The following is a 22,790-nucleotide window of genomic DNA, read 5'->3' as shown; positions in this document are numbered from 1 at the left end:
ATAGCGGCGCAAAGCGCCGCTATTCTCTTCTTGGGTTTTGATTTTGTCTTAACACAAGCGACAATAACTATATTAAATCGCGGAACCCTCAGTCATAATCATGATGGTGTTACGCTAAAGCAAGCCATAATCAGTAAATTTAGTCCAGCTTGCGCGGGTTATAGATCGGCATAGGTTTTTACGAGCAAAATATGGAAAAGCAACTCAAAATACAACAGTTAGTTGACAATCTCGCAAAGGCGATCGTTGGTAAAGATGAAGCCATTCAACTAGTCTTAGTGGCGCTATTTGCGGGGGGGCACGCCTTGCTCGAAGATGTCCCGGGGGTAGGTAAAACTTTACTAGCAAAATCTCTGGCAGCTTCTATTTCTGGGAAATTTCAACGGGTGCAATGTACGCCTGATCTATTACCTACAGATATTACAGGTACAAACATTTGGAATCCTCAAAAGGGGGAATTTCAGTTTTTGCCAGGACCAATCTTTGCGAACGTCTTATTAGCTGATGAGATCAATCGCGCTACTCCACGTACTCAATCAGCATTACTTGAGGTAATGGAAGAAACACAAGTAACAGTTGATGGCATCTCACGTAAGGTTCCTTCACCATTTTTTGCGATCGCCACTCAAAACCCAATTGAATATCAAGGTACTTTTCCATTACCAGAGGCGCAACTTGATCGCTTTGCGTTATCTTTTAGCATTGGCTATCCCAGCGAAGTTGAAGAATTGGAAATGCTCAAAAGATTGCAATCGGGGCAAATTGGCTCAGCGAACTTGGAACCATGTATTACCCCTGAAGAAGTTCTAGAGATTCGTAATCTTGCTACCCAAGTGCCAGTCAGTGATGCAACTAGCGAATACATTGTTAATGTGGTGCGGGCAACACGCAATGACGAAGAAATTACTCTCGGTGTGAGTCCTAGAGGTACTTCTGCATTATTGCGATCGGCTCAGAGCTATGCCTTAATCCAGCAAGCGCTCGATCCTAGTCGCCAATCTAATTATGTGCTACCTGATGATGTCAAGTTTCTCGCACCCTACGTGTTAGGACATCGTATTATTGCCGCAGGTAGGCGATCGCCTAAGAATATTATTCAGCGCTTACTAGATGTTGTTACTGTTCCTTAGAGTTCTGCGATTTATGGTAGCGTGGCTTTGCCACACTACCATAAATCTTTGCTTGGCTATTCTCCATACATTTCTGTAACTATCCTTCTTAATTGAGCAGCCTGATCTTCAGATAGAATGTCAATCTTGTTTTTTAGTCGAATTTTGCTAATAGTACGAATTTGGTCAACAGCAATCTCCGCCTCGCTACCAGCGCAAATAATCTGAAGACGACTGCGCCATTTTGGATGAAGTTTAGAAGTTAATGGACAAATAACTACTGTGTCTAACAATGTGTTCATCGCATCCTGACTGATTACAACTACAGGACGAACTTTGCTGATTTCACTGCCTAATGTAGGATTGAGATCCGCAAAATATATTTCATATCTTTTAGGAGCCGACTTCATTCATCTCCAATCCATCTAGCAGCGTATTGTCAAAATCTTCCCAATCCTCTTGTTCCTGAGCCATTTCTTGATAAGTTTCCTCCCAAGATAGTTTTGCATTATCCATTTGGCGCAACAAAATACCCTGCTCTGTCTCTTCTAAAAGTAATGTGTCTGAAAATCCATACTTTTGCAGTATAACTTTGGGTAATCTGACACCTTTAGAGTTACCAATTGAAATGAGCTTGATGCTATGAATTCGCGACGGTTTTGTCATGACTGAAATACATGCAATAATTAATATGCCATACCATGTAATTACTGTAGTTACGTTTATGTTCTATGTCAATAAAACCTAGAAGAGAGTTCCATCGGAACTCTCTTCTGGGTTTTATTGCGTCACAATAATGCACCACCGCAGCTAGAGCCACTGCCTGCGGTGCAGCCATAGCAGTAGTCAGCCGTTTGAATTTCTTGGATGATATCCAAAGTTCCCTGCTCTAGAATTTTGGCAATAGTGAGGATTTCTCCATGAGGCGATCGCGCTGGTAGGTTTTCCATCTGATTAAAATCGCAATCATAGATATTCCCTTGATAATCCACTGAAAGCTGATTGCGACACATGACATGACCGAGTGTCGTCGGGTTAAAATTGGTTTCTAAGAAAGATGTATATTCCTCTTCTAATTTGCGATGCTGTAAATGGAACTTACTTCTACCAATGGGAAGATTGGTGATTGTAAATAGATTATTAAAAACAATGCCGAAATGCTCTTGAAGATGGTTTTTGTAAGCGGCTTGTAAATTCTGTTGATTGGGAGCAAGGGAAAATTTATTAGCAGTGGGAAGTTGGGGATTGTATACCAGATCCAAGATTAGCTGAGGATCGCTGCCATAGCCTAAGCGATTGAGCCATTGCAAAGCTTGAATTGACTTGTCAAATACACCTTTCCCACGCATTTTGTCCACATTATCCTCAAGATAACAGGGCAATGAAGCCACAACGCGCACCTGATGCTGAGCAAAGAATTCTGGAATATCCTCATAGCCCTTCTCAAAATAAATTGTCAAATTAGAACGGGTGATCGCTTCTTTGCCCGATGCTCTTGCTGCTTTCACTAATTCACGAAATCCGTACAGCATTTCTGGAGCGCCCCCTGTGAGATCCACTGTCTGGATTTGAGGAAAGCGTTGAATGATTTCAATTAGTTGTTGACAAATTTCTGGAGATAATTCTTCGGTGCGATTGGGGCTTGCCTCTACATGACAATGGCTACAAGCGAGATTGCAAATCTTGCCCAAATTGATCTGTAACACCGAAATATCATGTTTTAAAAGTGGGGCTGAGAGCTTCTGGGAAAAAGGTGTAATCGCGATCGCAGGAACTTGCATATATAGACAATCCAAGTCAATTTCTCACTCATTCTCCCATAAACTCAATCACACGGACTTGGATAGCCTGAATCACTTGTTCATATTCATTAGTTAGTAAATACAAAATATCTGATGAGACACTGATCTTTCCAGTTTTACCAACCTGTTCTAAATATTTACATATCTGCGACAGTCTGACCGCGCCAATACTAGCACTGGTTGATTTGAGAGAATGGGATGACAAGCTAAACTGGTTGGGATCTTGATTAGCAAAGGCTATTTGAATTTCTTCTAGCAAATTTTCCGCAGAATTTAGATAAATCGTAACTAGGTCAGAAAATGCTAGATCATCATCGATTGATTGGCGTAAACCCTGAAATGTATCAACGTTTAAAGTCGGCAAATCAGCAAATTCTGGATAGTTTTGCACTATTGTCGATATATCTATAATCGCCTTGGTTTCTATATTCTCAACCATAGTCTTGCTCCTAACCATAGCGATGTAAATTGCAAAAAAGACTAATAACCTTAGTCTTTTCTTATAGCGTTTTTAATTTTACTGAAAGCAAAATTAAAACTTGGTTTTTTACTAGGATTGATTGTGGATTTTCAAATGAGTGCATACTCATTTGAAAATTACGATAATTGCCTATAATTTTAGTTTACGCAAATTATCAACTGCTAATGCAATCGTGCTATCTTTCTTTGCAAAACAGAATCTTAATCCATTTACTTTGTCTCGTTCAGGATGACTAAAGCAAGTTCCGGGGACAGCCGCTACTAAGGCTTCCTTGGCAAGACGAAAAGCAGCGCTTTCAGCATCCTTGGCGATCGCTGAGCTATCAGTCCAAATATAGTACGCACCTTTAGGAAGTACTGGCGATAAGCCGAGTTCGACTAAGGCTGGATAAAGCAGATCGCGCTTGCGCTTGTAATCGAGTGCCATATTGGTAAAGTACTCGCGTCCAAACTGCATTGCCGTAAGGGCTGCATGTTGTAGAGGGGCAGGCGCACAGATCGTAATGAAGTCATGGATGCGTCGCATGGCAGCAGTTAGGACAGGATTTGCAACTGTATAGCCCAAGCGCCAACCAGTGATACAAAAGGTTTTCGAGAAGCCATTCACTACAATTGTGCGATCGCGCATTCCTTCAATGCTCATCAAGCTAATATGCTCTTGTTCATAGATGATGTATTCGTAAATCTCATCGGTAATGGCATAGACATCGTACTGCTGGCAGAACTTTGCAATTAATTCCAATTCTGTCCTTGTCCAGACCTTCCCTGTAGGATTCGCAGGACTATTGATGATTACAGCCTTAATTCCTTTTTTAAAAGCAGGTTCAAGGATTTCTTGGGTGATTTCCCATTGTGGTGGTTGTAAGGTAATGAATTCAGGGATGCCTCCTACCGTTGTTAAATTGGGAATGTAGTTTTCGTAAAATGGCTCAAAAATTAAAACGCGATCACCTTGATCGATCAGCGACATCAGGGCAATATTTAAGCCTTCAGTTGCGCCACAACATACAGTAACTTCAGTATCAGGATCAACGGTAATCTGATTATCCCGTTGCATTTTTTCGGCGATCGCTACGCGCAATTTTTCCCAGCCCCAGCTATCAGCATATTGATTAAAGTCTGAAGCGATCGCAGCTCTGGCGGATTCCTTAAGTGCTTCTGGTGCAGGGAAGTCAGGCAAACCTTGGGCGAGATTAATTGCACCAAATTTTTCGCAGTAACGGGAGGCTTCACGAATTTGGGATTCTTTGGTTTGCAGGGCGCGTTGTGATAGCGGAAATGTAGTCAAGGTCGTATCTCTAGATTGATTACAAAAAATAAAAGCGGCGCAACGCGCCGCCTTTACTCAATCCTAATTGCGATCGCAATAGGAGGTCAAGCATTAACTTTTTCTAAAATTTTAGCTTCATAAGTAACAATGCTCATAGTTAACACATCGCGCCCGATCGCCCTATAGTACACTAATCATTTAAAAGCGTCTCTACAGTAAACTTTGCGTTTCAACGCGACCTATGGACTTTGCATATCAATACGCATGGCTGATTCCCCTGCTGCCACTTGCCGCAGCACTGATTATCGGCACAGGACTGATCACCTTTAACGAATCAACCAACAAACTGCGATCGCTTTGGTCTGTCCTCAGCGTATCCGCCACAGGCGGCGCAGCCGTCATCGCCTTTAACCTACTCTGGAGTCAGATCCAAGGACATGCTCCTTATACCTACACCTTTGAGTGGGCTCAAGCAGGCTTATTTCATCTGAACATGGGATTTGTGATCGATCACCTCACCTCACTCATGCTCGTCATCGTTACCACCGTTGCCTTTTTGGTGCAAATCTACACCGATGGTTACATGGCTCATGATCCCAGCTATGTCAGATTCTATGCTTACCTGAGTTTATTCACCTCCTCCATGTTGGGCTTAGTTGTTAGCCCCAACTTGGTACAGATTTATATTTTCTGGGAACTAGTGGGAATGTGTTCCTACTTGCTGATTGGCTTTTGGTTCGATCGCAAAGGAGCAGCCGATGCTTGCCAAAAAGCATTTGTCACCAACCGCGTCGGTGACTTCGGGCTATTACTAGGCTTACTTGGTTTGTATTGGGCAACAGGTACGTTTGAATTCACAGAAATGGGAGAAAAGCTGACTCAACTAGTTGAGTCGGGTGGATTGAGTGTGGGACTTGCTACCCTATTTGCGATCCTCGTATTTATGGGACCTGCTGCTAAATCGGCACAATTCCCACTCCATGTGTGGCTACCAGATGCAATGGAAGGTCCTACACCAATTTCCGCATTAATCCACGCCGCGACGATGGTTGCGGCTGGTGTATTTTTAATCGCTCGTATGTTCCCCGTATTTGAGGAAATTCCTGCGGTGATGAATACGATCGCTTGGACGGGGGCATTTACAGCGTTCCTTGGTGCGAGTATCGCCATTACGCAAAATGACATCAAAAAAGGTTTAGCCTATTCCACTGTTTCCCAATTGGGTTACATGGTCATGGGTATGGGCGTGGGTGCGTACGGCGCAGGTCTATTTCACCTGATGACCCATGCTTACTTCAAAGCGATGATGTTCCTAGGTTCAGGTTCCGTCATTCATGGCATGGAAGAAGTCGTCGGACATGATCCCGATGTCGCCCAAGATATGCGCGTGATGGGTGGTTTACGCAAGTACATGCCAATCACAGCCATCACCTTCTTTATCGGTACTCTCGCCATTAGTGGGATTCCCCCCTTTGCTGGTTTCTGGTCAAAGGACGAGATTCTTGCTTCTACCTTCAAGGCAAATCCTGTTCTATGGGGAATTGGCTTCCTGACCGCAGGGATCACTGCCTTCTATATGTTCCGTATGTATTTCACCACCTTTGAAGGTGATTTTCGCGGCACTGACAAGAAACTCGTTGCCGCAGTCAAAGCTGAAAACTCCGTAGGTAAGGAAGTTCAAGCTGATGATGGTCACGGACATCACCATGCTAGCAAGCCCCATGAATCGCCAATTACGATGACCTTTCCTCTCATGGTCTTGGCAATTCCTTCGATGCTGATTGGTTTAGTCGGTACACCCTTGGGTAATTACTTCGAGTACTTTATCCATGCGCCATCAGAAAAAATCACAGAAGTACCTGTTGAAGGCTTCACTCCCGAATTCTTATTAATGGGTGGAAGTTCTGTTGGTATTGGTTTGATTGGAATTTCTCTAGCTATCTTGATGTATTTGCAAAAGAAAATCGATCCCAGTGCGATCGCCAAATCCATCGCACCTCTATACAAGCTCTCCAAGAACAAATGGTACATTGACGAAATTTACGAAGCTGTATTCGTAATCGGTTCCCGCCGTCTAGCCCGTCAAGTGCTAGAAGTCGATGCCAAAATCGTCGATGGTGTGGTTAACCTTGCAGGTTTCGTGACTGTCGTTACTGGTGAAGGCTTGAAGTACTTTGAAAATGGCAAGGCGCAGTTCTATGCTCTCGTCATTTTCATCGGTGTTCTCGGTTTCGTCATCGTGACTTCGATTTAATCAACCATCGATGATTTTGGAAATAAGTAGCTAAGCGTAGTTAAAAAAACAGAACCAAAACCTGTGGCGCACGCTGTGCGTGCGCCACAGGTTTTGGGGTTTTATATTTAATTGGACCCAGCTATTTATCAAAATTACAATTATTGAGACTAGCAAGCTTCTTAATAAATCTTAATTAGTCTCTAACCCAACTCATCCAAGTAAAAACCATGAAAAAAGAGAGTGCAAAGCGCTCTCTTTTTTCATGGTTTTTGCCAAATTTAGGACTCAGGGAATAGTTTAGAGACTTAGAAGTAAATAGCGAGCAAATAATGAATTTATGCAAGAAAAACGAAACTATTTGTGTTGTTTTTGCTTAAAAATACAAAGCTATCAACCGAAAAATGAGTATATATATTTTATAAACATATTTTTTGTAAAAAATATGCCAGTTAAAAAGACTTAAAAGTTAATCATAGTAAACATTCTAGGAATTTATATTCCTGGATTTAAACCAAAAATTGCCATAAAGTCTTTGTTATATCGCGGTATTATATTTATTTCTTTATATTTTTTGATAACATTTATTCATGTGTAAATTCCAAATAATTTGATGGAGAGAATTCTGTATGGATATTCTCCTACTTTCAAATCTTAATTTGGAGTTCTTAGAACGTTTATCAAATAAACTTTATGTCACAAGAAAAAGCTCAAATTTTGCAAGAATATCTGTCATCTGATAAGGCTGTTATCTTTAATGAGAACTCTATTCCAGAATGTCTAATCCCTGAGCCTAGTTCTTGGCTTTTAGCTAATAGTTATTATTTCGGACATCCAGAATGGGCGAAAACCTATTTTGTTGCCTGTCATCGTCATGCAAACTTTAAAGAACGGTGGATTGCTGCTACAGGAGGTTGGGATAATAAAATAGTCATTGACATTGGCTGTGGTCCAGGAAATTTATATGCCACACTGGGTGGAATGCCCAAGATTTTAATAGGTGTTGATGTTAGTCGAGGAGCCTTAGAAATGGCTAGAGAAATTGGCTATACTCCACTATTAGCAGATGCCCAAAACCTTCCATTTGTTTCTAAATTTGCCGACATTGTTGCAGTTAATGCAACTCTACATCATTGTGATGATATGTCCAAAGCTCTGTCAGAAGCAGCTCGACTTGTCCGTCTTGGCGGGCTTTTAGTAATTGATCATGATCCGCAACTAACTGCTTGGGACTTTAAGGGTATTGCGATGCTGTTTTATAAAGTGAGACTCTCAATTTATAAAATGTTTTTGAATAATCTTCACATTCCTAAAGAAGAGAGGCTTTGTGCTTTATCAACTGAAACACATCACAAGCCTGGGGATGGTGTTACACCCAATTTATTTCGCAGCATCCTTGAACCTATGGGTTTTGAAGTTAAGCTTTACCCTCATAACCATACTGTAGGTGCTGATGTACTCTCTGGAAATATTGGGAAACCACCTCATTGGAGATATCGACTAGGTCAGTTCTTATCGGGAATAAATCCCTATTCCTCCGAAGCTGCTCTATCACTAATGTGTATTGCTCAACGGAATAAAGATATCTCCCCAAATGAAGCCTAAAACATCTCTGCTTACTGATTATCTTCCACTTCAGTCTGCATCACAGTTAAGTAGGCATCTAGCTCTTCAGTGCTGGCAAATACTTCAGAAATAGGGACAGCCTTGACAATATCAAATACTTTTTTGACTTGAGGTGTAGGGTTTGTAAAAAATACCTTACCGTTTCTTAGTTTTAGAGTTTTTCTTGCTTTGGCAAATACTCTCAGCCCCGCACTGGAAACAAAACTCAAATTCTGAAGATCAAAAATTAAAGTCTGAGTATCCTGTTGCAGATTAGTTTGAATAGATGTTTCTAAATCATTAGCGGTCAAGGTATCAAGTTGTCCGTCCAATGCTACGGATAATGTGTTGGTGCTAGTATTGTCAATCAGGATTTGCAAAGCCATAGATTTTATCTTGAGAGCAAAATAATTTGTAGTTTAACTTGAGAATGCCTTAGCAAGATTTTTGTTGCTCAAACTTAGCAAACTGGAATTTAGACTAAGTTGATTAAGAGAATCAGAAAAAGAGCAGGAAAAAGTGACCCAGAAAACGGAGAACTGAGAAAAAGCAAGAGAGAGAAAAAGAGAATATTGAAAGTTAGGAATTAAGGTAGTCTTGATTGACCTTTTTCGAGCGAGAAGCTCGTTTTTTGACGACAGGAAAGCGAGAAAAAGGAGAACGCTTGCGTCCAGATTTCCAACCGAGAGACTTACCACGAGGTTGGGGAGAACAAGCAGGAGAGCCAATCCTGACCAAAAGTGCGGCAAAGCCCTGAGCGACTCGACCAAAATTAAGATTGGTTTGAGGTTTCTGCCAAGGCAAAGGAGTATCAATAACCAGTTGACGAGCCAACCACAATTGCCAAGAGAGTAAAGGCATAAGGTCACTCCAACGCAAAGCTTGCTGAGGAGTCAACAAATGGGGAAGAGTCCAATGTAATCTTTGTTTGGCAAAACGATACCAATGGTCGATGGCAAAACGACGTAAGTACAAGCGCCAAAGGGAGTCTAAAGTCGGCATCTGTTCACCCACCCAAGCTAACCACAAACCAGAGCAATGAGAATGTGTAACTCGAATAACTTGAATATGTCGTTGGGCTGCTTGCCGAAAGTGTAAGTTAGACCATTGCTGGATTTGCACCTGTCCAACCGTCTCATCTTCTAAGCTAAAAGTTGCCGATGGCTCTCCCCAACTATCAGCATTGGCAAGTTGGAATTTATCCCCATGCTTACGAGGACGACCATAACCACTGTAGGGCGCAGGGGCTTTGTATAAGCATCGGTTAGGACGTAGACGTATTAGTAAATCGGCAGGGATATCCTCAGTCAAATTCATAAAGACGGCACTGCCATATTCACTGTCGTAAGTAGCGATTGGTCTTACCGTTAAATCTCGACATACTTGACTCAGTTGGAATGCGGCTCTTTGCCCTGCTGTCTCAAAACTACTGATCCGCTCGTGACATAACGGGATTGCCCAACTCCCTGTCATCTCTGGTATCCATGCCAAGGTGCTGTAGTCATGCCCTAACACGATCGGTTTGTTCCCTTCTACCAAATTCGGTTGATGCACAAAACTCCTGTCTTTTAGCGTTTTGGCATGGGGTCTTCCCCATCCTGTATGGTCTCCTGCTAGCAAAGGGCGGATGTCTTTGGGTATTTGTTCCACACATAACCGTCTTATCCTGCCTCGGTTGGGGCGACTGTCTTTTAATGATTCATACAGACTTGACCATTTTCTTCGATACACTGCGGATAACGATAATTCTACAAATGATTTCACTCTCGGACTGGTCAATACTGCATCCATCAAGTCAAATATTGCATCCCGTCCGTTCCCTAAAAATCTATATACCTGTTGACGAAAGTCTTGTAGTTTATCAATAAGTACAGGACAAAAATTTAATGGAGTTAAAGAAGGCAGCAATTCTCATTATGAAAAATTAACTACTGTTGGGAGGGAGATCTAACTCCAAACCTTGAATCATAAAAGTCAAAAGATGATCCCAACTATCAAAAACAAGATATCGAGTCAAGGCGCGTAAATCGTTAAAAAAGGTTTTGCGGGTTGGCAAATGAGAGCGCAATAACTGGTACTTGTCATCGACCAATTCCAATAACGTGTGAAATAGTAGGGACAAAATATTGAGGGTGGCTAGGAATGAAGCAAGATGCTCCTTGCCATGTCCAAAGTTGTGTTCTAGGTTGTAGCCCTTAGTTTTGAGAGTATTGTTATTCTCATTTTCCACTTTCCAACGAGTACGACCAGCCAGCACGATTTCCACCACTGTTTGCTCAGTAATCAGGTGATTGGTGGCAAAAGAGTTTTTGTAAACTACCTTGCCATCAGGTCTAGTCACAGTTAGTTCACACCAGTTAACCAGCAAAGCATCGTCACCATCTTTGATAGGTAGCCCATTGACATATTGGTAGGTATAGGTCTCTTGAACTTTCCCTGTCCACTTATTGACAACCACCGTTGGCAAAGCAATCCCTTCTATATGCTCATAGATAGTGGGGTGAGATTCGGGGCGGCAGACTAAGATGAAGTTGAACTGTTGCTCTAATAGCATTTGGCAGAGGGGTTGGCGAGAATAAAGGTCATCACCCAAAACAGTTACCTTGAATGCACTGTACTTACTGCCATGTTGTAACAACCATCTTTTGGCGGCTGTATTCTCACAGTCTTGCTTGTCATTTCCATCCTGCGGCACAATAAATTCTGGTACTAGGGGAATCACTTGCGATTGATGTGGACTGACGATAACTGGCGTAACTACGCTATGAAAATATGAATTTCTCCTGATTTCATTTTCCTACTCGAACAATGGTGACAGTGTATTTGTTTTGAACTAAAGTACTCTGTCCCATCTAGCGCCATTAATAGATTGTTGGCGAATCCTCGAAATCCTTGCAGTTTCCCCTTTTGCTCTATCGTCTCCAAGATTGTCTCGAACACTGGAAACATTTCTTTAGGTTGCACTGGGTCTAGCAAGTCTCGGATATGGTTATCCGTTGGTATTTTATGCACCCCAAATAAACTTTGGGCGTTGCTTCGCCCTTTTGTCTGCTCCATTGTCCGCTGGTAAGACAAGAATGATGGACTTTGAGTGAAAAATACACTGAATGCACTCATGGCTGCATCTTCCATGCCATAGCGACTATTTTTGCCTGTCCGCTTGTCTGGCAATGATTCTAGTTGTTGTCGGAAAATTTCTACAATTCTGTCGAATGAGCCTTGTGCTTTCAAAGCTCTTCCCCTAAATCAATCATCATGTTATTTACAATATCCCTATATCAACGGTTTGACTAGCCTTCGTTCATAATGAGAATTGCTGTAAAGAAGGCTTGAGAATTGAGATGTAAGTCAAAGATGATGTGACGAAGGAAATCAAAACCAAGGCGAAAAATGCTTTTAGGAAGACGACCGTGTTTTTTAGGCTTGAGGGGATTTAGTTGAGCCAACCAAAGCCCAGAAGAAAAAGCCCAACATAAAGCCCAACATAAAGCCAGAGTAAGCAAAGCAATTAGTTTGGAAAGACGTTCAGGATCTTGAAGATGAGTGGACTCCAAACAAAAGCCACGGGTTTTAAAGCACCCGAATAAAGTCTCAATAGCCCAACGCTTAGCATAGTCAGCAATAGCCGTATCAGGGTCATGAGTCGTCGCGACAATTAATAAATCGCCATCATCAAGACGCATAGCGGCTATACGAAGCCAATGGTTCCAAACCTTTCTGGGCTTGGACAATACTTTGGACTGACCAACTTGGAGGTCTTGAAAACAAATGTCGGCACGCAGTTTTTTCTGCCCGTCATTGAGCAAAGTATTTTTACGGCGGATACGAAAACGGTTACATGGTTCACACAACAAGTAATCTAACCAATCCTCACCGACAAACTCTCGGTCTGCACTCAAAAAGTCGATTTTGCGGTCTCCAAATATTTCCAGAAATCGATTACACAATTCACAGCGCTCACGGGTGTTTGAGTTACCTTTTTTGTCCAGCATCATCCATACCAACGGGAATGCAATACCGTAATGCACTATTCCCAATGTCAGCACATTAAACACGGTTTTACCGAATTCCCAATCGGTGCGGTCGATAGAAATTACCCAAGGTTCGGGGATTTGCATGACTTTGACGACCATGAGTGCGATCTTTTCATAGTCCACTTCAAAGTCTCGAAAAAATCTCTGTAACCTCTTATAGTGTGATTCGACTTTGGCATAACCACTAAATCCTGTGGCAATTTCAGCTAGGTTTACTGTCTTTACTCGCATTAGCGCGATCAAGAACATGGACACAAAGGCTAGTCTTGCTCTATTCCATTGCAGATGTTGCTGCAACTTTTCTCGGAATAGGTTAATCTCTTTCATAGGGGTTTTATTTACGATGTGGTTATCTTTTATAAAACCCCTCCCTGCCTACTTTTGCAACTTTTTGTCCTGTACTAAGAGTTTATCAATAATCATGGCTGTAGATGTCTCTTTACTTTTCATCTACTTTAGGCAGTTTGTATCTCTTTTACTCTGCCTTTTTTACCTTTTTTAGTCTAAACTCCAGTCTCTATCAAAGTAAAAGCCTTGCTAAGCAAGGCTTTTACTTTTGGATTTTTAAAATTTGCCAGCTTAACCCGAAATGACGTGAGATTGGCAACTTAGGAGAAAATTTGCGTTAAGGCTGAGTCAATATCGGGATATTGAAATGTAAATTTATTGATTTGAGCTTTATGGGGCACAACACGCTGACCATCTAATAACACTGTTGCGGCTTCTCCAAATAGCAAAATTAGCGCCGCCGCAGGTACTGGTACAAAGGCAGGGCGTTTAATTGCTTTAGCAAGGGAAACAGTGAACTCGGCATTAGTTACAGGATTGGGCGCAGTCGCATTAATTGCCCCTGTAACGTCAGGATTCTTGATCGCATAGATAATCAGGGCAACGAGATCATCGAGATGAATCCATGAAAACCATTGCTTACCACTGCCTAATTTGCCACCGCCACCAACTTGGAAAATCGGTAACATTTTAGCGATCGCCCCACCCATTCCCAAGACGATTCCTGTTCTCAGCTTGACTAGGCGTACGCCCAAACCCTTGACAGACTCAGCAGTATCTTCCCAGTATTTGCAAATATTTGCCAAAAAGTCATTACCTGCATCGCTATATTCATCAAAGGTTTTATTAGGACTTGTCCCGTAGTAACCGATCGCTGAACCACTGATCAAAACTTGAGGTTTGACTTCGGCTTGCGCGATCGCCTCCACTAAAACCTTAGTAGTTAAAACCCGACTATCGCGAATTTCCTGCTTCCGTTTATCCGTCCAGCGCACACCCGCGAGAGGTTCACCCGCAAGGTTAACCACCGCATCACTGCCAGAAATAACCTTTGCCCAATCTCCCAACTCAAAAGGATTGTAGCCAACTACTTCCACATTGGGAAAAGATGCTTGGGGAAATTGATTGGTTGCTTTTTGGGCATCACGAGCCAAAACGACAATGCGATCGCCTAAAGCTTGTAAACGTTCAACTAATTTAGTGCCGACAAATCCCGTAGCACCCGTTACTACAATTTTCATAATCTGTTTTTGCTTAAATGAATGTTGTTAAGGTTTTAATTGCAGAACTTTGCTATCAAACAAACCATAATAAATGTTTTGAAAGTGTTACTTTGGACTACTTTCCAACAGCATAAGCGAAAACCTGCTTGCAGCAAATATACTCATGGCTAGCTCACAAACAAATAAATCACTAGATAAATTACTCATTGTTGATGATGAAGTAGATAACTTGGATCTGCTAAATCGGATTTTTCATCGTAGTTATCACATTATCCAAGCCAAAGATGGGTTTGAAGCCTTGGCAATTTTGGGAAGTGAGCCAGATATTGGAGTTATTGTTTCCGATCAACGGATGCCGATGATGTCGGGAACTGAGCTTTTAAGCCAAGTTGCTGATCTATATCCTGATACTTTGCGAATTCTACTGACTGCCCATACGGATGTCGGCGATTTGGTGGAAGCAATTAATCAGTCCAAGGTTTTTAAATACATCACTAAGCCCTATCGCGTTGAAGAGTTGATGCAGGTGGTGCAGCAAGCGACGGAAATCCATAAATTGCTCAAGGCAAGAACTTCTAAGTTGCGTAACGACCTTGAAAGTGCGGAAGCTAAATATAAAAGTATTTTTGAGAATGCGATCGAGGGGATTTTTCAGACGACGATTGACGGACGCTATTTAATTGCAAATCCCATGTTGGCAAGAATCTATGGCTACCCTTCCGCAGAATCTTTGATTAATAATGTCACGAATATTGCTAATCAGCTCTATGTCAACCCATCCCGTCGTCAAGAATTTATCGATATTTTGCGTTCCCATGACACAGTTTCCAATTTTGAATCGCAGGTCTATCGGCGAGATGGTTCAAAAATCTGGATTTCTGAAAATGTGAGGGCAGTAAGGGAGCTAAATGGGACTCTAATTGGCTTTGAAGGTACGGTTCAAGACATTACGCAGCGCAAGCGAGCGGAAGAAGAATCTCAACTATTGCAGCGCTTAACGTTAGATATTAGTGCCGTCAATGATTTTCAATCAGCTTTGGCAATTACCCTCAGTAAGATTTGTCAATTTACAGGATGGGATTATGGTGAGGCTTGGATACCATCAGGAGACGAACAGGTTTTGATATGTAGCCCTGCGTGGTATAGCAGTATTGATGGGCTAGAGTCGTTTCGTAAATATAGCGAAAAGATTTCTTTTACTTCGGGGATCGGATTTCCGGGTAGGGTGTGGGGACATCAACGCCCAGAATGGATTTGGGATATTTCTCTCGAATCAGAATCACACTTCCTGCGTAAATATCCTGCGATGGAATGTGGTTTGAGATCTGGTTTAGCAATCCCTGTGAGCGCAGATACTAAAGTTGTGGCGATCATGGCTTTCTTTACCCGATTTCCCAATGATGGCGATCAGCAATTGGTGGGGTTAATCGGCGCGATCGCTATGCAACTAGGGACATTGATGTTGCGGAAACGGGATGAGGAAGCCCTCCGTTTGATGAATGAGGAACTTTCCTTAGCCCGCGATCGCGCCCTCGAAGCAAATCGGACAAAAAGTACCTTTGTTGCCAATATGAGCCATGAGTTACGCACTCCTCTCAATGCGATTATCGGCTATAGCGAAATCTTACAAGAAGATGCCGAAGCATTAGGCTTAGAAGATTTTGTGCAGGATCTTCAGAAAATTTATCAATCGGGCAAGCATTTACTGGACTTAATTAACGACATTCTCGATATGACGAAAATTGAGGCAGGTAAATTAGAAATTCATTATGATGACTTTGACGTTCCCACTCTAGTACAGAACACAACTACATCCATTCAACCCTTGCTTCTCAAAAGCAATAACCACCTAGTTGTCAACTGCGATCAACAACTTGGGATTATTCACACGGACATGACCCGTCTCAGGCAAGTTCTGTTAAATGTTTTAAGTAACGCTTGTAAATTTACAAAATCAGGTGAAATTCAAGTCACGGTTGATCGCCAAATCTCTGAGCAGGGCGAATATTTCTGTTTTACTATTAGCGATACAGGAATTGGAATTAGTCCTGAAAACATCCAAAAACTCTTTCAGCCTTTTAATCAAGCAGATAGCTCCACAACTCGTCAGTATGGAGGAACGGGGTTGGGGCTAGCGATTAGTCATCGGCTCTGTAATATGATGGGAGGAAGTATTACGGTTCAGAGTGAGTTAGGGAAAGGATCAACTTTCACAATCTACTTGCCAGTCGATAGTGAACTAGCTAAATCATCAATCCATAAAAATAGTAGGCTGAATTTATCTAAGCTTCCTTCAGAATCAACAAAGTCTCAACTCAATGCAGAGAATGAAAAGCCAAGCTATCCATCGATTTTAGTAATTGATGACGATCCAACTATCCATCAATATACTAAATCAGGTTTGAGTCATCTCGGCTTATTTGTTTATTCCGCTTTTAATGGCGAAGATGGACTAGAGTTAGCACATCGAATTTTACCGAATGCCATTATTTTAGATGTGCAAATGCCTTCAATGAATGGTTGGGAAGTTCTCAAAGAGTTAAAGTCGCAACCTTTGACTTCAGGGATTCCTATTATTCTGCTAACAATTACACCTGATTACCATGAGAGCTATGAGATTGGAGCTAATGACTATCTGTTTAAACCAATCGATCGCGATCGCTTAGTCTCGACAATTGAGAAATATCGTCATGGCTCAGATTCACCGTTATCAGTCTTGATCGCTGAAGATAATATCAATGTCCAATCAATGCTGCGGCGGATGTTAGAAAAGGAAAATTGCATTGTTTGGGAAGCTCAGGATGGTTATGAGGCTCTAAATTTGCTATCCGATCACGTTCCTGATCTGATTTTGCTTGATTTAATGATGCCGAATATTGATGGATTTGAATTTATCCATCTCTTAAGATTGCGGCAAGATATTCAATCAATTCCTATCATTATTATCACTGCGAAGGATTTAACGGATGATGATTATGTGCGTTTGAGTGGTTCAGTCCAAAAAATCCTGCAAAAGACTAATTTTAGCTATATACAGCTTCTAGAAGAAATTGTGCAACGACTTTATAAGTTTGGCATCTTGAAAGATAGATGAATTCTTGAAAGCTTTACTTGGCAACACTTTCAAAAAACTTATTTGTTCCGATCTTGTCAATACTGATGTTACGTGGAAGTAGGATCGCCCCTCATCACCCAACCCCTTCTCCCGCAGGAGAAGGGGAGCAAAACCTAAATTATTTTCTTGTTCCCCTCTCCTGCTGGAGAGGGGCTAGGGGTGAGGGCTTTAGAAGACTTCCACGCAACATCAGTCGATATTGTTTTGGGGCTACTTGCAATGAATGATTGCTACACTATTGCAATAGACTAATGCTTACTTTGTTTATTTTGTTTGATTATTTTTGCGCCCCAGACTCTAGACCGAAATTTCAATGCCAAATACTAATATTACGATTCATCCCCGCGCCATCGTCCATCCTCATGCCAAAATTGGCGAAGGTACATCCATTGGAGCCGATGCTATTGTTGACGAGTTTGTGGAGATCGGCGATCGCTGCGAGATTAGGGCTAGAGCAATCATTACAGGACATACCAAGATTGGTAATGACAACCAAATTGGTTATGGGGCAATTATTGGTTCGGAACCGCAGGATACTTCCTATAAGGGAGCAGTAAGTTTTGTAGAGATTGGCGATCGCAATACATTGCGGGAATATGTCACCGTCAATCGTGGTACTAAGGAAGGCTCCGCAACAACCATTGGTAATGATAATTTGCTGCTGACAGGCGCTCATGTTGCCCATAACTGTCAAATTAGCGATCGCGTAGTTTTAGTAAATAACGTCTTGCTGGCGGGCTATGTCGAGGTGGCAAATAATGCCTTTATGGGTGGAGACTCGGTAGTACATCAGTTTGCCCGCATCGGAGCCTATGCAATGGTACGTGGTCAAACTCGCCTCGGTGTGGATGTACCGCCCTACTGTATGGCAGTTGATACCAATATGGTGTTGGGACTCAATCGACTTGGTCTACGCCGTAATGGGTTTAGTCCTGAACGTCGCCGCGCAATCCTCAATGCCTATAAGGTACTCTACCTTTCCAACCGCAATCGTAGCCAAGCGATCGAGTTCCTTAATAGCGATCCAGAATTTAAAAATAATCCTGACATTCAATTATTTTGTGAGTTTATCAAATCCAGTCGTCGCGGTATCTGTAAACATTATGAGCGTGGCGCAAGTCGCGTCGAAGACGAGTAAAACTTTGAGCGTTTCAGACCTGTCATACTGCGCTGCTAATCATGGGAATTATTACTAAACGTTCATCGAAAAAAGTTCGGGCTAATGAAATTCTCATTCGCCTGAAACGGCTATATCCCGACGCAACCTGTTCACTGGATTACGAAACCCCTGTGCAGCTTTTGGTGGCGGTAATATTGTCGGCTCAATGTACTGATGAGCGCGTAAATATGGTGACGCCTAAATTATTTGCACGATTTCCCGATGCGATCGCCTTGGCAAATGCCGATCTTGACGAACTCATGGCATTAGTACATTCCACAGGTTTTTATCGCAACAAAGCCAAAAATATTCGTGGGGCTTGCGAAATGATCATGCGAGACTTTGATGGGCAAGTCCCCAATACAATGGAAAAGCTGTTAAAACTACCAGGAGTTGCCCGCAAAACTGCCAATGTGGTCTTAGCCCATGCCTATGGAATCAATGCAGGTGTAACCGTTGATACCCATGTTAAGCGCTTAACGAAAAAATTGGGGCTAACCAAATTTGATGAACCTCTCAAGGTCGAGCGGGATCTCATGGCACTATTGCCCCAACGGGATTGGGAAAACTGGTCGATCAGGATTATTTACCATGGTCGTGCGGTCTGTAATGCTCGTAAACCCGCCTGCGATCACTGCGAATTAGCGGATTTATGTCCATCGGCATCCGTGAACTAAAGCCATTTGCGCCGCGCGAAGCGCGGCGCAAATGGCGATATCGAACTCACGTTAAGTAAAGTGACAAAGGTACTTTCTTAGGTCAGTGGTTGTGAAGTTTTCTAAAGATACTCACTCTTTATGCTGTGACATCAGCGCTTATTCCCTAAAATGAAGACAAAATTCTACCTGCAATCTTTACTTAATAAAGACTTATGACAGATTTTGTAAAACCTTTCAAAAATGATCCCCAACTAGGGAATTTGTCTACTCCTATCAGCGATTCGGCAGTTGTTAGAGCTTTTATCGGTAACCTTCCTGCTTATCGTACAGGCTTGTCTGCTAGCCGTCGTGGTTTAGAAGTTGGCTTAGCTCATGGTTATTTCATCTATGGACCTTTTGCCTATTTTGGTCCTCTTAGAGACACTGAGTTAGGTGGTCTTGCTGGTTTGTTTGCAGCAGCAACCCTAGTTTTGATCTTGAGCGTTGGCTTGTCCTTGCATGGTCAAAGTGTAACCACACTTCAGTCTAGCTCTGCTGTTGATGCACCCGCTGACTTGGGTACACCTGCTGGTTGGAGCGAATTTGCTAGCAGCTTCTTGGTTGGTGGTGCTGGTAGTGTTGCATTTGCTTACTTCCTCAACTACCTAGAGCCATTCCAAAAGTTTATTCCTTTAATTTGGTCTTAAGTAATCTGAGGTGTTGTTAACTGCATCACCGAGATTAATTTCATCCCAAATTAAATTCTGAAATAATTCATATTTACTCAAGGAACCTCATAACCATGACTGGATACTACGCTCACTACTACGTTTCTTACATCTTCGTACCCCTCTTTGGTGTAATTCTCCCGATCGCTGCTATGGGCTTACTCTTCAACTACGTTGAAAACTAACGCATCTTTAGTGCCATTTTTCTAACCTGTCCTTTGTAATTTATTTTTTCATTTTTGCTAAGGTGATCGCCTTACAGCCAAAAGAGAGCTAGTACTAAGTACTAGCTCTCTTTTGGTTAATACCTCAAAATTGGTGGCTCGGCTTTGCCGAGCCACCAATTTTGCTTCTTTATTAAATCGCAGAACCCTTAAGATAGGGACATCCCTCCTGCGCTGCAATATTTTTTACATCTATGTCATACCTACGCTTGGCAATTACGGCTATTTTCGCGATCGCCTGTTTACTGGTTTCTCCGATGAATGCTCAAGCGGAAACCCTCTCCTTCAGCCACGCTCAGTTAAAAGGCAGGGATTTCTCAGGTAGAGTATTAGCGGGTTCAGGCTTTGCCAATGCCAATATGGAGGGGGCAAATTTTGAAAATGCTGATTTACGCGGATCTGTTTTTAGTGCCTCAATTTTACGCAACGCTAAGTTACAAGGGGCAGATTTTTCAGGGGGACTACTAGATCAAGCTGATTTTGCTAAAGCTGATCTTAGTAATGCGGTGCTAGTTGAGACAATTTTATTACGCAGCACCTTTGATTTTGTGAATATTGACGGAGCAGACTTCACCGATGCAATTATGGATGGTGGACAGCGCAAGTGGTTATGCACTAAAGCAAAGGGTATCAATTCTAAAACAGGGGTTAGCACTAGAGAATCTCTAGAATGTGACTAGCATACAAATATAGATAATTCAAATAAGAACTACAGCTTCGACTTCGCTCAGCTAGCTTACACCGATGGCTGAGCGGAGTCGAAGCCCCTCTGCAAATTATTTAAAACAACTATATTTGAAAGCGAGACTTTGTCTCGCTTTCAAATATTTGTATGGTTTTTAATTCAGCGTGTTGCGCTGTAATTGAAAAGCGATCGCCTAAAATCTAAGATTTCGGGAAACCGTCTAGATTTCACCCATGACTACATAACGCATACACCTTAAACTATCCTAGTAAACTGACAGTATTGATATTGCCGATCAAGTTTGTCTTGGTTGAACATATTGAAATCTGGTGTAGATTGAGGCATTGCGCGAGGGTATTAGTATGGTGTTTAACTGGTTTCGGCGAAAGTTTGATGATGACAAAGATGCACAAAATCAACCTGTAGAGCCAGCCCAAACAGAAGAAAAAGCGCCAGAAGCTGCAACCGTAGAATCTAGCCCTGCTCCTTCCCCCGCATCCCAAGATTTACTCAATTGGGCAAAGGCCGCCTATGCCAATGTGCAGCAACAGGCAGAAGTTACTGAGAATAAAGCACCTGAAGCTAGCGAACCAGAAATTGCTGAGCCAGAGGCACAGGCTAAGGAACCAGAGATTGCTGAAGCTATACCAGAAAATATTGCACCAGAAGCTAAGTCCGAAGAGCAGTCTGCTGATCCAGAAATTACTCAACCTGAAGTCGCTGAAGCAGTTGAGCCAGAAAGTCCTGAGTCTGAAGTTCTTGCGCCTGAAGCAAAGATTGAAGAGCCTGAAATTGTCGAAACTACATCAGAAAGCCCTGAGCTAGTTACTTCCACACCTGAGCCATCTTTAGAAATAGCACCCGAAGTAGAATCAACACCTGAAGCTCTTACTCCTGTCCCAGCCGATTCCACTATCGATGAAGAAATCACCCCAGAAGCTGAATCTGTACCTTTTTGGATGCAGTCCGAAAGCGATCGCCTTGCGCGGATCGCTGCCCTCGAAGCCACGGCAATCATTGAGCCAGAGCCAGAGGTTAAACCTGAAGTCAAGGTCAGACGTAAACCCACCATCGAATTTGACGAGAATTTCATCTGGTCAGCCGAGGTCCTCGCCTCCCAAGGTCGCCGCCCCGAAGAAATCTCCGTCGAAGAAATTACATGGCTGAATCGTCTGCGCCAAGGTTTAGATAAAACTCGTTTATCACTAGTCAATCAACTAAAAGCGATCGTCGGACAAGGCCCCCTCAGTGCAGACTCCGTTGATGACATCGAGGCATTACTCTTGCAAGCAGATGTAGGGGTAAAGGCAACCGATCAGATTATCTCGAAGCTGCAAGACAAACTGCGTAAGGAAGTATTGCCCCCCGAAGAAGCGATCGCCTATCTCAAACAAATTTTGCGCGATATGCTCGATGTCACGGCTCAGACTGGTGCATCCAACAAAGGCGAACCAATCCCGATGTTGATCCCCGAAAAGAATCAATTAAATATTTGGTTGATTACGGGCGTAAATGGTGCAGGTAAAACTACAACCATTGGCAAGCTGTCGCACCTCAGTGTCAAGTCTGGCTACAAAACCCTAATCGCCGCCGCCGATACTTTCCGCGCTGCTGCCGTCGAGCAAGTCAAGAGTTGGGGACAGCGATCGAATGTTGACGTAATTTCTAACCCTGCCCAAAATGCTGATCCTGCCGCCGTTGTCTTCGATGCAATTAGCGCCGCCCAAGCCAGAGGCACGGAATTATTACTCGTCGATACGGCAGGACGCTTGCAAAACAAAAAAAATCTAATGGAAGAACTCAGCAAAATTCGCCGTATTGTCGATAAAAAATCTGCTGATGCCAAAATTGAATCTTTGTTAGTCCTCGACTCTACACTTGGGCAAAATGGACTTAAACAAGCCGAAGTCTTTGCTCAATCCGCAGGGATCACTGGGGTAATTCTCACAAAACTTGATGGCACAGCCAAGGGTGGTGTGGCGATCGCCGTAGTCCAACAACTCGGCTTACCAATTCGCTTTATCGGTGCAGGTGAAGGGATTGAGGATTTGCGCCCATTTTCAAGTTACGAATTTGTGGAGGCTTTACTAAGTAATTAAGTAGCTGGGCATAATTAAAACCCAGAGCCAAAACCTGTGGCGCACGCTGTGCGTGCGCCACAGGTTTTGAGGTTTTATATTTAATTGCACCCACCTAC

General features: G+C 42.6%; 19 protein-coding genes and 1 pseudogene. 10 read left to right on the top strand and 10 right to left on the bottom strand.

The genetic code is table 11. The features are described 5' to 3' along the window. Positions 1-191 precede the first annotated feature (191 nt). Positions 192-1,130, top strand: coding sequence for an AAA family ATPase (locus HC246_RS06365; RefSeq protein WP_169362647.1), 939 nt, complete (start codon positions 192-194; stop codon positions 1,128-1,130). A gap of 56 nt (positions 1,131-1,186) precedes the next feature. Here the strand turns inward: HC246_RS06365 and HC246_RS06360 are convergent, their stop codons facing one another. The 5 genes from HC246_RS06360 to HC246_RS06340 form a co-directional block, all read right to left on the bottom strand. Continuing rightward, a complete protein-coding gene (locus HC246_RS06360) occupies positions 1,187-1,519 on the bottom strand; it encodes a type II toxin-antitoxin system PemK/MazF family toxin (protein ID WP_169362646.1) in 333 nt (110 codons plus the stop codon). Further along, positions 1,503-1,775, bottom strand: coding sequence for an AbrB/MazE/SpoVT family DNA-binding domain-containing protein (locus HC246_RS06355; RefSeq protein WP_169362645.1), 273 nt, complete (start codon positions 1,773-1,775; stop codon positions 1,503-1,505). The genes HC246_RS06360 and HC246_RS06355 overlap by 17 nt, the downstream gene beginning before the upstream one ends. Before the next feature lie 122 nt (positions 1,776-1,897). Further along, positions 1,898-2,890, bottom strand: coding sequence for an arsenosugar biosynthesis radical SAM (seleno)protein ArsS (gene arsS, locus HC246_RS06350; RefSeq protein ID WP_169364505.1), 993 nt, complete (start codon positions 2,888-2,890; stop codon positions 1,898-1,900). 28 nt (positions 2,891-2,918) lie between these two features. Then, complete coding sequence (locus HC246_RS06345) at positions 2,919-3,350, bottom strand: Hpt domain-containing protein (RefSeq protein ID WP_169362644.1); 432 nt, start codon at positions 3,348-3,350, stop codon at positions 2,919-2,921. A gap of 171 nt (positions 3,351-3,521) precedes the next feature. After that, on the bottom strand, positions 3,522-4,679 hold the full coding sequence (locus tag HC246_RS06340; RefSeq protein WP_169362643.1) for a pyridoxal phosphate-dependent aminotransferase: 1,158 nt from the start codon (positions 4,677-4,679) through the stop codon (positions 3,522-3,524). Positions 4,680-4,902: 223 nt separating this feature from the next. Here HC246_RS06340 and HC246_RS06335 point away from each other — a divergent pair, with 223 nt between their 5' ends. Together HC246_RS06335 and HC246_RS06330 are read left to right on the top strand one after the other, a co-directional pair. Then, a complete protein-coding gene (locus HC246_RS06335; RefSeq protein ID WP_169362642.1) occupies positions 4,903-6,915 on the top strand; it encodes an NAD(P)H-quinone oxidoreductase subunit 5 in 2,013 nt (670 codons plus the stop codon). Between the two features lie 672 nt (positions 6,916-7,587). Beyond that, on the top strand, positions 7,588-8,499 hold the full coding sequence (locus HC246_RS06330; protein ID WP_169362641.1) for a class I SAM-dependent methyltransferase: 912 nt from the start codon (positions 7,588-7,590) through the stop codon (positions 8,497-8,499). Between the two features lie 11 nt (positions 8,500-8,510). Here HC246_RS06330 and HC246_RS06325 read toward each other — a convergent pair whose 3' ends face one another. The 5 genes and pseudogenes from HC246_RS06325 to thyD form a co-directional block, all read right to left on the bottom strand. Continuing rightward, on the bottom strand, positions 8,511-8,885 hold the full coding sequence (locus HC246_RS06325) for an STAS domain-containing protein (protein WP_169362640.1): 375 nt from the start codon (positions 8,883-8,885) through the stop codon (positions 8,511-8,513). Positions 8,886-9,078: 193 nt separating this feature from the next. Then, positions 9,079-10,404, bottom strand: a complete 1,326-nt coding sequence (locus tag HC246_RS06320; protein WP_211167767.1) for an NF041680 family putative transposase — start codon at positions 10,402-10,404, stop codon at positions 9,079-9,081. A gap of 19 nt (positions 10,405-10,423) precedes the next feature. Further along, positions 10,424-11,703: pseudogene (locus HC246_RS06315) on the bottom strand (ISNCY family transposase). 86 nt (positions 11,704-11,789) lie between these two features. Beyond that, entirely contained in the window at positions 11,790-12,860 is a 1,071-nt protein-coding gene (locus HC246_RS06310) for an IS4 family transposase (protein WP_169362639.1), read from the bottom strand. 281 nt (positions 12,861-13,141) lie between these two features. Continuing rightward, the gene (gene thyD, locus HC246_RS06305) at positions 13,142-14,062 is read right to left on the bottom strand and encodes a thylakoid membrane protein ThyD (protein ID WP_169362638.1); all 921 of its coding nucleotides are present in this window, start codon (positions 14,060-14,062) and stop codon (positions 13,142-13,144) included. A 145-nt stretch (positions 14,063-14,207) separates the two neighbouring features. On the opposite strand from thyD, the gene HC246_RS06300 reads away from it, so the two are divergent. From HC246_RS06300 to ftsY, 7 genes are all read left to right on the top strand, one after another. Further along, a complete protein-coding gene (locus tag HC246_RS06300; protein WP_169362637.1) occupies positions 14,208-17,138 on the top strand; it encodes a response regulator in 2,931 nt (976 codons plus the stop codon). 334 nt (positions 17,139-17,472) lie between these two features. Further along, positions 17,473-18,297 (top strand): acyl-ACP--UDP-N-acetylglucosamine O-acyltransferase, encoded by an 825-nt coding sequence (gene lpxA / locus HC246_RS06295; RefSeq protein WP_169362636.1) that lies wholly within the window; start codon positions 17,473-17,475, stop codon positions 18,295-18,297. Positions 18,298-18,338: 41 nt separating this feature from the next. Then, positions 18,339-18,995: an endonuclease III gene (gene nth / locus HC246_RS06290; protein ID WP_169362635.1), complete on the top strand. Its 657-nt coding sequence runs from the start codon at positions 18,339-18,341 to the stop codon at positions 18,993-18,995. Between the two features lie 194 nt (positions 18,996-19,189). After that, on the top strand, positions 19,190-19,663 hold the full coding sequence (locus HC246_RS06285; RefSeq protein WP_169362634.1) for a photosystem I reaction center subunit XI: 474 nt from the start codon (positions 19,190-19,192) through the stop codon (positions 19,661-19,663). A gap of 95 nt (positions 19,664-19,758) precedes the next feature. Next, positions 19,759-19,869: a photosystem I reaction center subunit VIII gene (locus tag HC246_RS06280; protein ID WP_169362633.1), complete on the top strand. Its 111-nt coding sequence runs from the start codon at positions 19,759-19,761 to the stop codon at positions 19,867-19,869. Between the two features lie 233 nt (positions 19,870-20,102). Further along, a complete protein-coding gene (locus HC246_RS06275; RefSeq protein WP_169362632.1) occupies positions 20,103-20,588 on the top strand; it encodes a pentapeptide repeat-containing protein in 486 nt (161 codons plus the stop codon). 367 nt (positions 20,589-20,955) lie between these two features. Further along, positions 20,956-22,692 (top strand): signal recognition particle-docking protein FtsY, encoded by a 1,737-nt coding sequence (ftsY, locus tag HC246_RS06270; protein ID WP_169362631.1) that lies wholly within the window; start codon positions 20,956-20,958, stop codon positions 22,690-22,692. Positions 22,693-22,790 lie beyond the last annotated feature (98 nt).

This window comes from Pseudanabaena yagii GIHE-NHR1, assembly GCF_012863495.1.
Classification (GTDB): Bacteria; Cyanobacteriota; Cyanobacteriia; order Pseudanabaenales; family Pseudanabaenaceae; genus Pseudanabaena; species Pseudanabaena yagii.
This window is presented reverse-complemented; position numbering and strand designations above follow the sequence as displayed.

Excerpts from the sequence above, each read along its gene's own strand:
- ftsY (WP_169362631.1), top strand. The coding sequence starts at position 20,956 with ATGGTGTTTAACTGGTTTCGGCGAAAGTTTGATGATGACAAAGATGCA.
- HC246_RS06285 (WP_169362634.1), top strand. The coding sequence starts at position 19,190 with ATGACAGATTTTGTAAAACCTTTCAAAAATGATCCCCAACTAGGGAAT.
- HC246_RS06275 (WP_169362632.1), top strand. The coding sequence starts at position 20,103 with ATGTCATACCTACGCTTGGCAATTACGGCTATTTTCGCGATCGCCTGT.
- lpxA (WP_169362636.1), top strand. The coding sequence starts at position 17,473 with ATGCCAAATACTAATATTACGATTCATCCCCGCGCCATCGTCCATCCT.
- HC246_RS06280 (WP_169362633.1), top strand. The coding sequence starts at position 19,759 with ATGACTGGATACTACGCTCACTACTACGTTTCTTACATCTTCGTACCC.
- HC246_RS06345 (WP_169362644.1), bottom strand. The coding sequence starts at position 3,350 with ATGGTTGAGAATATAGAAACCAAGGCGATTATAGATATATCGACAATA.
- HC246_RS06325 (WP_169362640.1), bottom strand. The coding sequence starts at position 8,885 with ATGGCTTTGCAAATCCTGATTGACAATACTAGCACCAACACATTATCC.
- arsS (WP_169364505.1), bottom strand. The coding sequence starts at position 2,890 with ATGCAAGTTCCTGCGATCGCGATTACACCTTTTTCCCAGAAGCTCTCA.
- HC246_RS06310 (WP_169362639.1), bottom strand. The coding sequence starts at position 12,860 with ATGAAAGAGATTAACCTATTCCGAGAAAAGTTGCAGCAACATCTGCAA.
- HC246_RS06365 (WP_169362647.1), top strand. The coding sequence starts at position 192 with ATGGAAAAGCAACTCAAAATACAACAGTTAGTTGACAATCTCGCAAAG.
- HC246_RS06360 (WP_169362646.1), bottom strand. The coding sequence starts at position 1,519 with ATGAAGTCGGCTCCTAAAAGATATGAAATATATTTTGCGGATCTCAAT.
- nth (WP_169362635.1), top strand. The coding sequence starts at position 18,339 with ATGGGAATTATTACTAAACGTTCATCGAAAAAAGTTCGGGCTAATGAA.
- HC246_RS06355 (WP_169362645.1), bottom strand. The coding sequence starts at position 1,775 with ATGACAAAACCGTCGCGAATTCATAGCATCAAGCTCATTTCAATTGGT.
- HC246_RS06335 (WP_169362642.1), top strand. The coding sequence starts at position 4,903 with ATGGACTTTGCATATCAATACGCATGGCTGATTCCCCTGCTGCCACTT.
- thyD (WP_169362638.1), bottom strand. The coding sequence starts at position 14,062 with ATGAAAATTGTAGTAACGGGTGCTACGGGATTTGTCGGCACTAAATTA.
- HC246_RS06330 (WP_169362641.1), top strand. The coding sequence starts at position 7,588 with ATGTCACAAGAAAAAGCTCAAATTTTGCAAGAATATCTGTCATCTGAT.
- HC246_RS06300 (WP_169362637.1), top strand. The coding sequence starts at position 14,208 with ATGGCTAGCTCACAAACAAATAAATCACTAGATAAATTACTCATTGTT.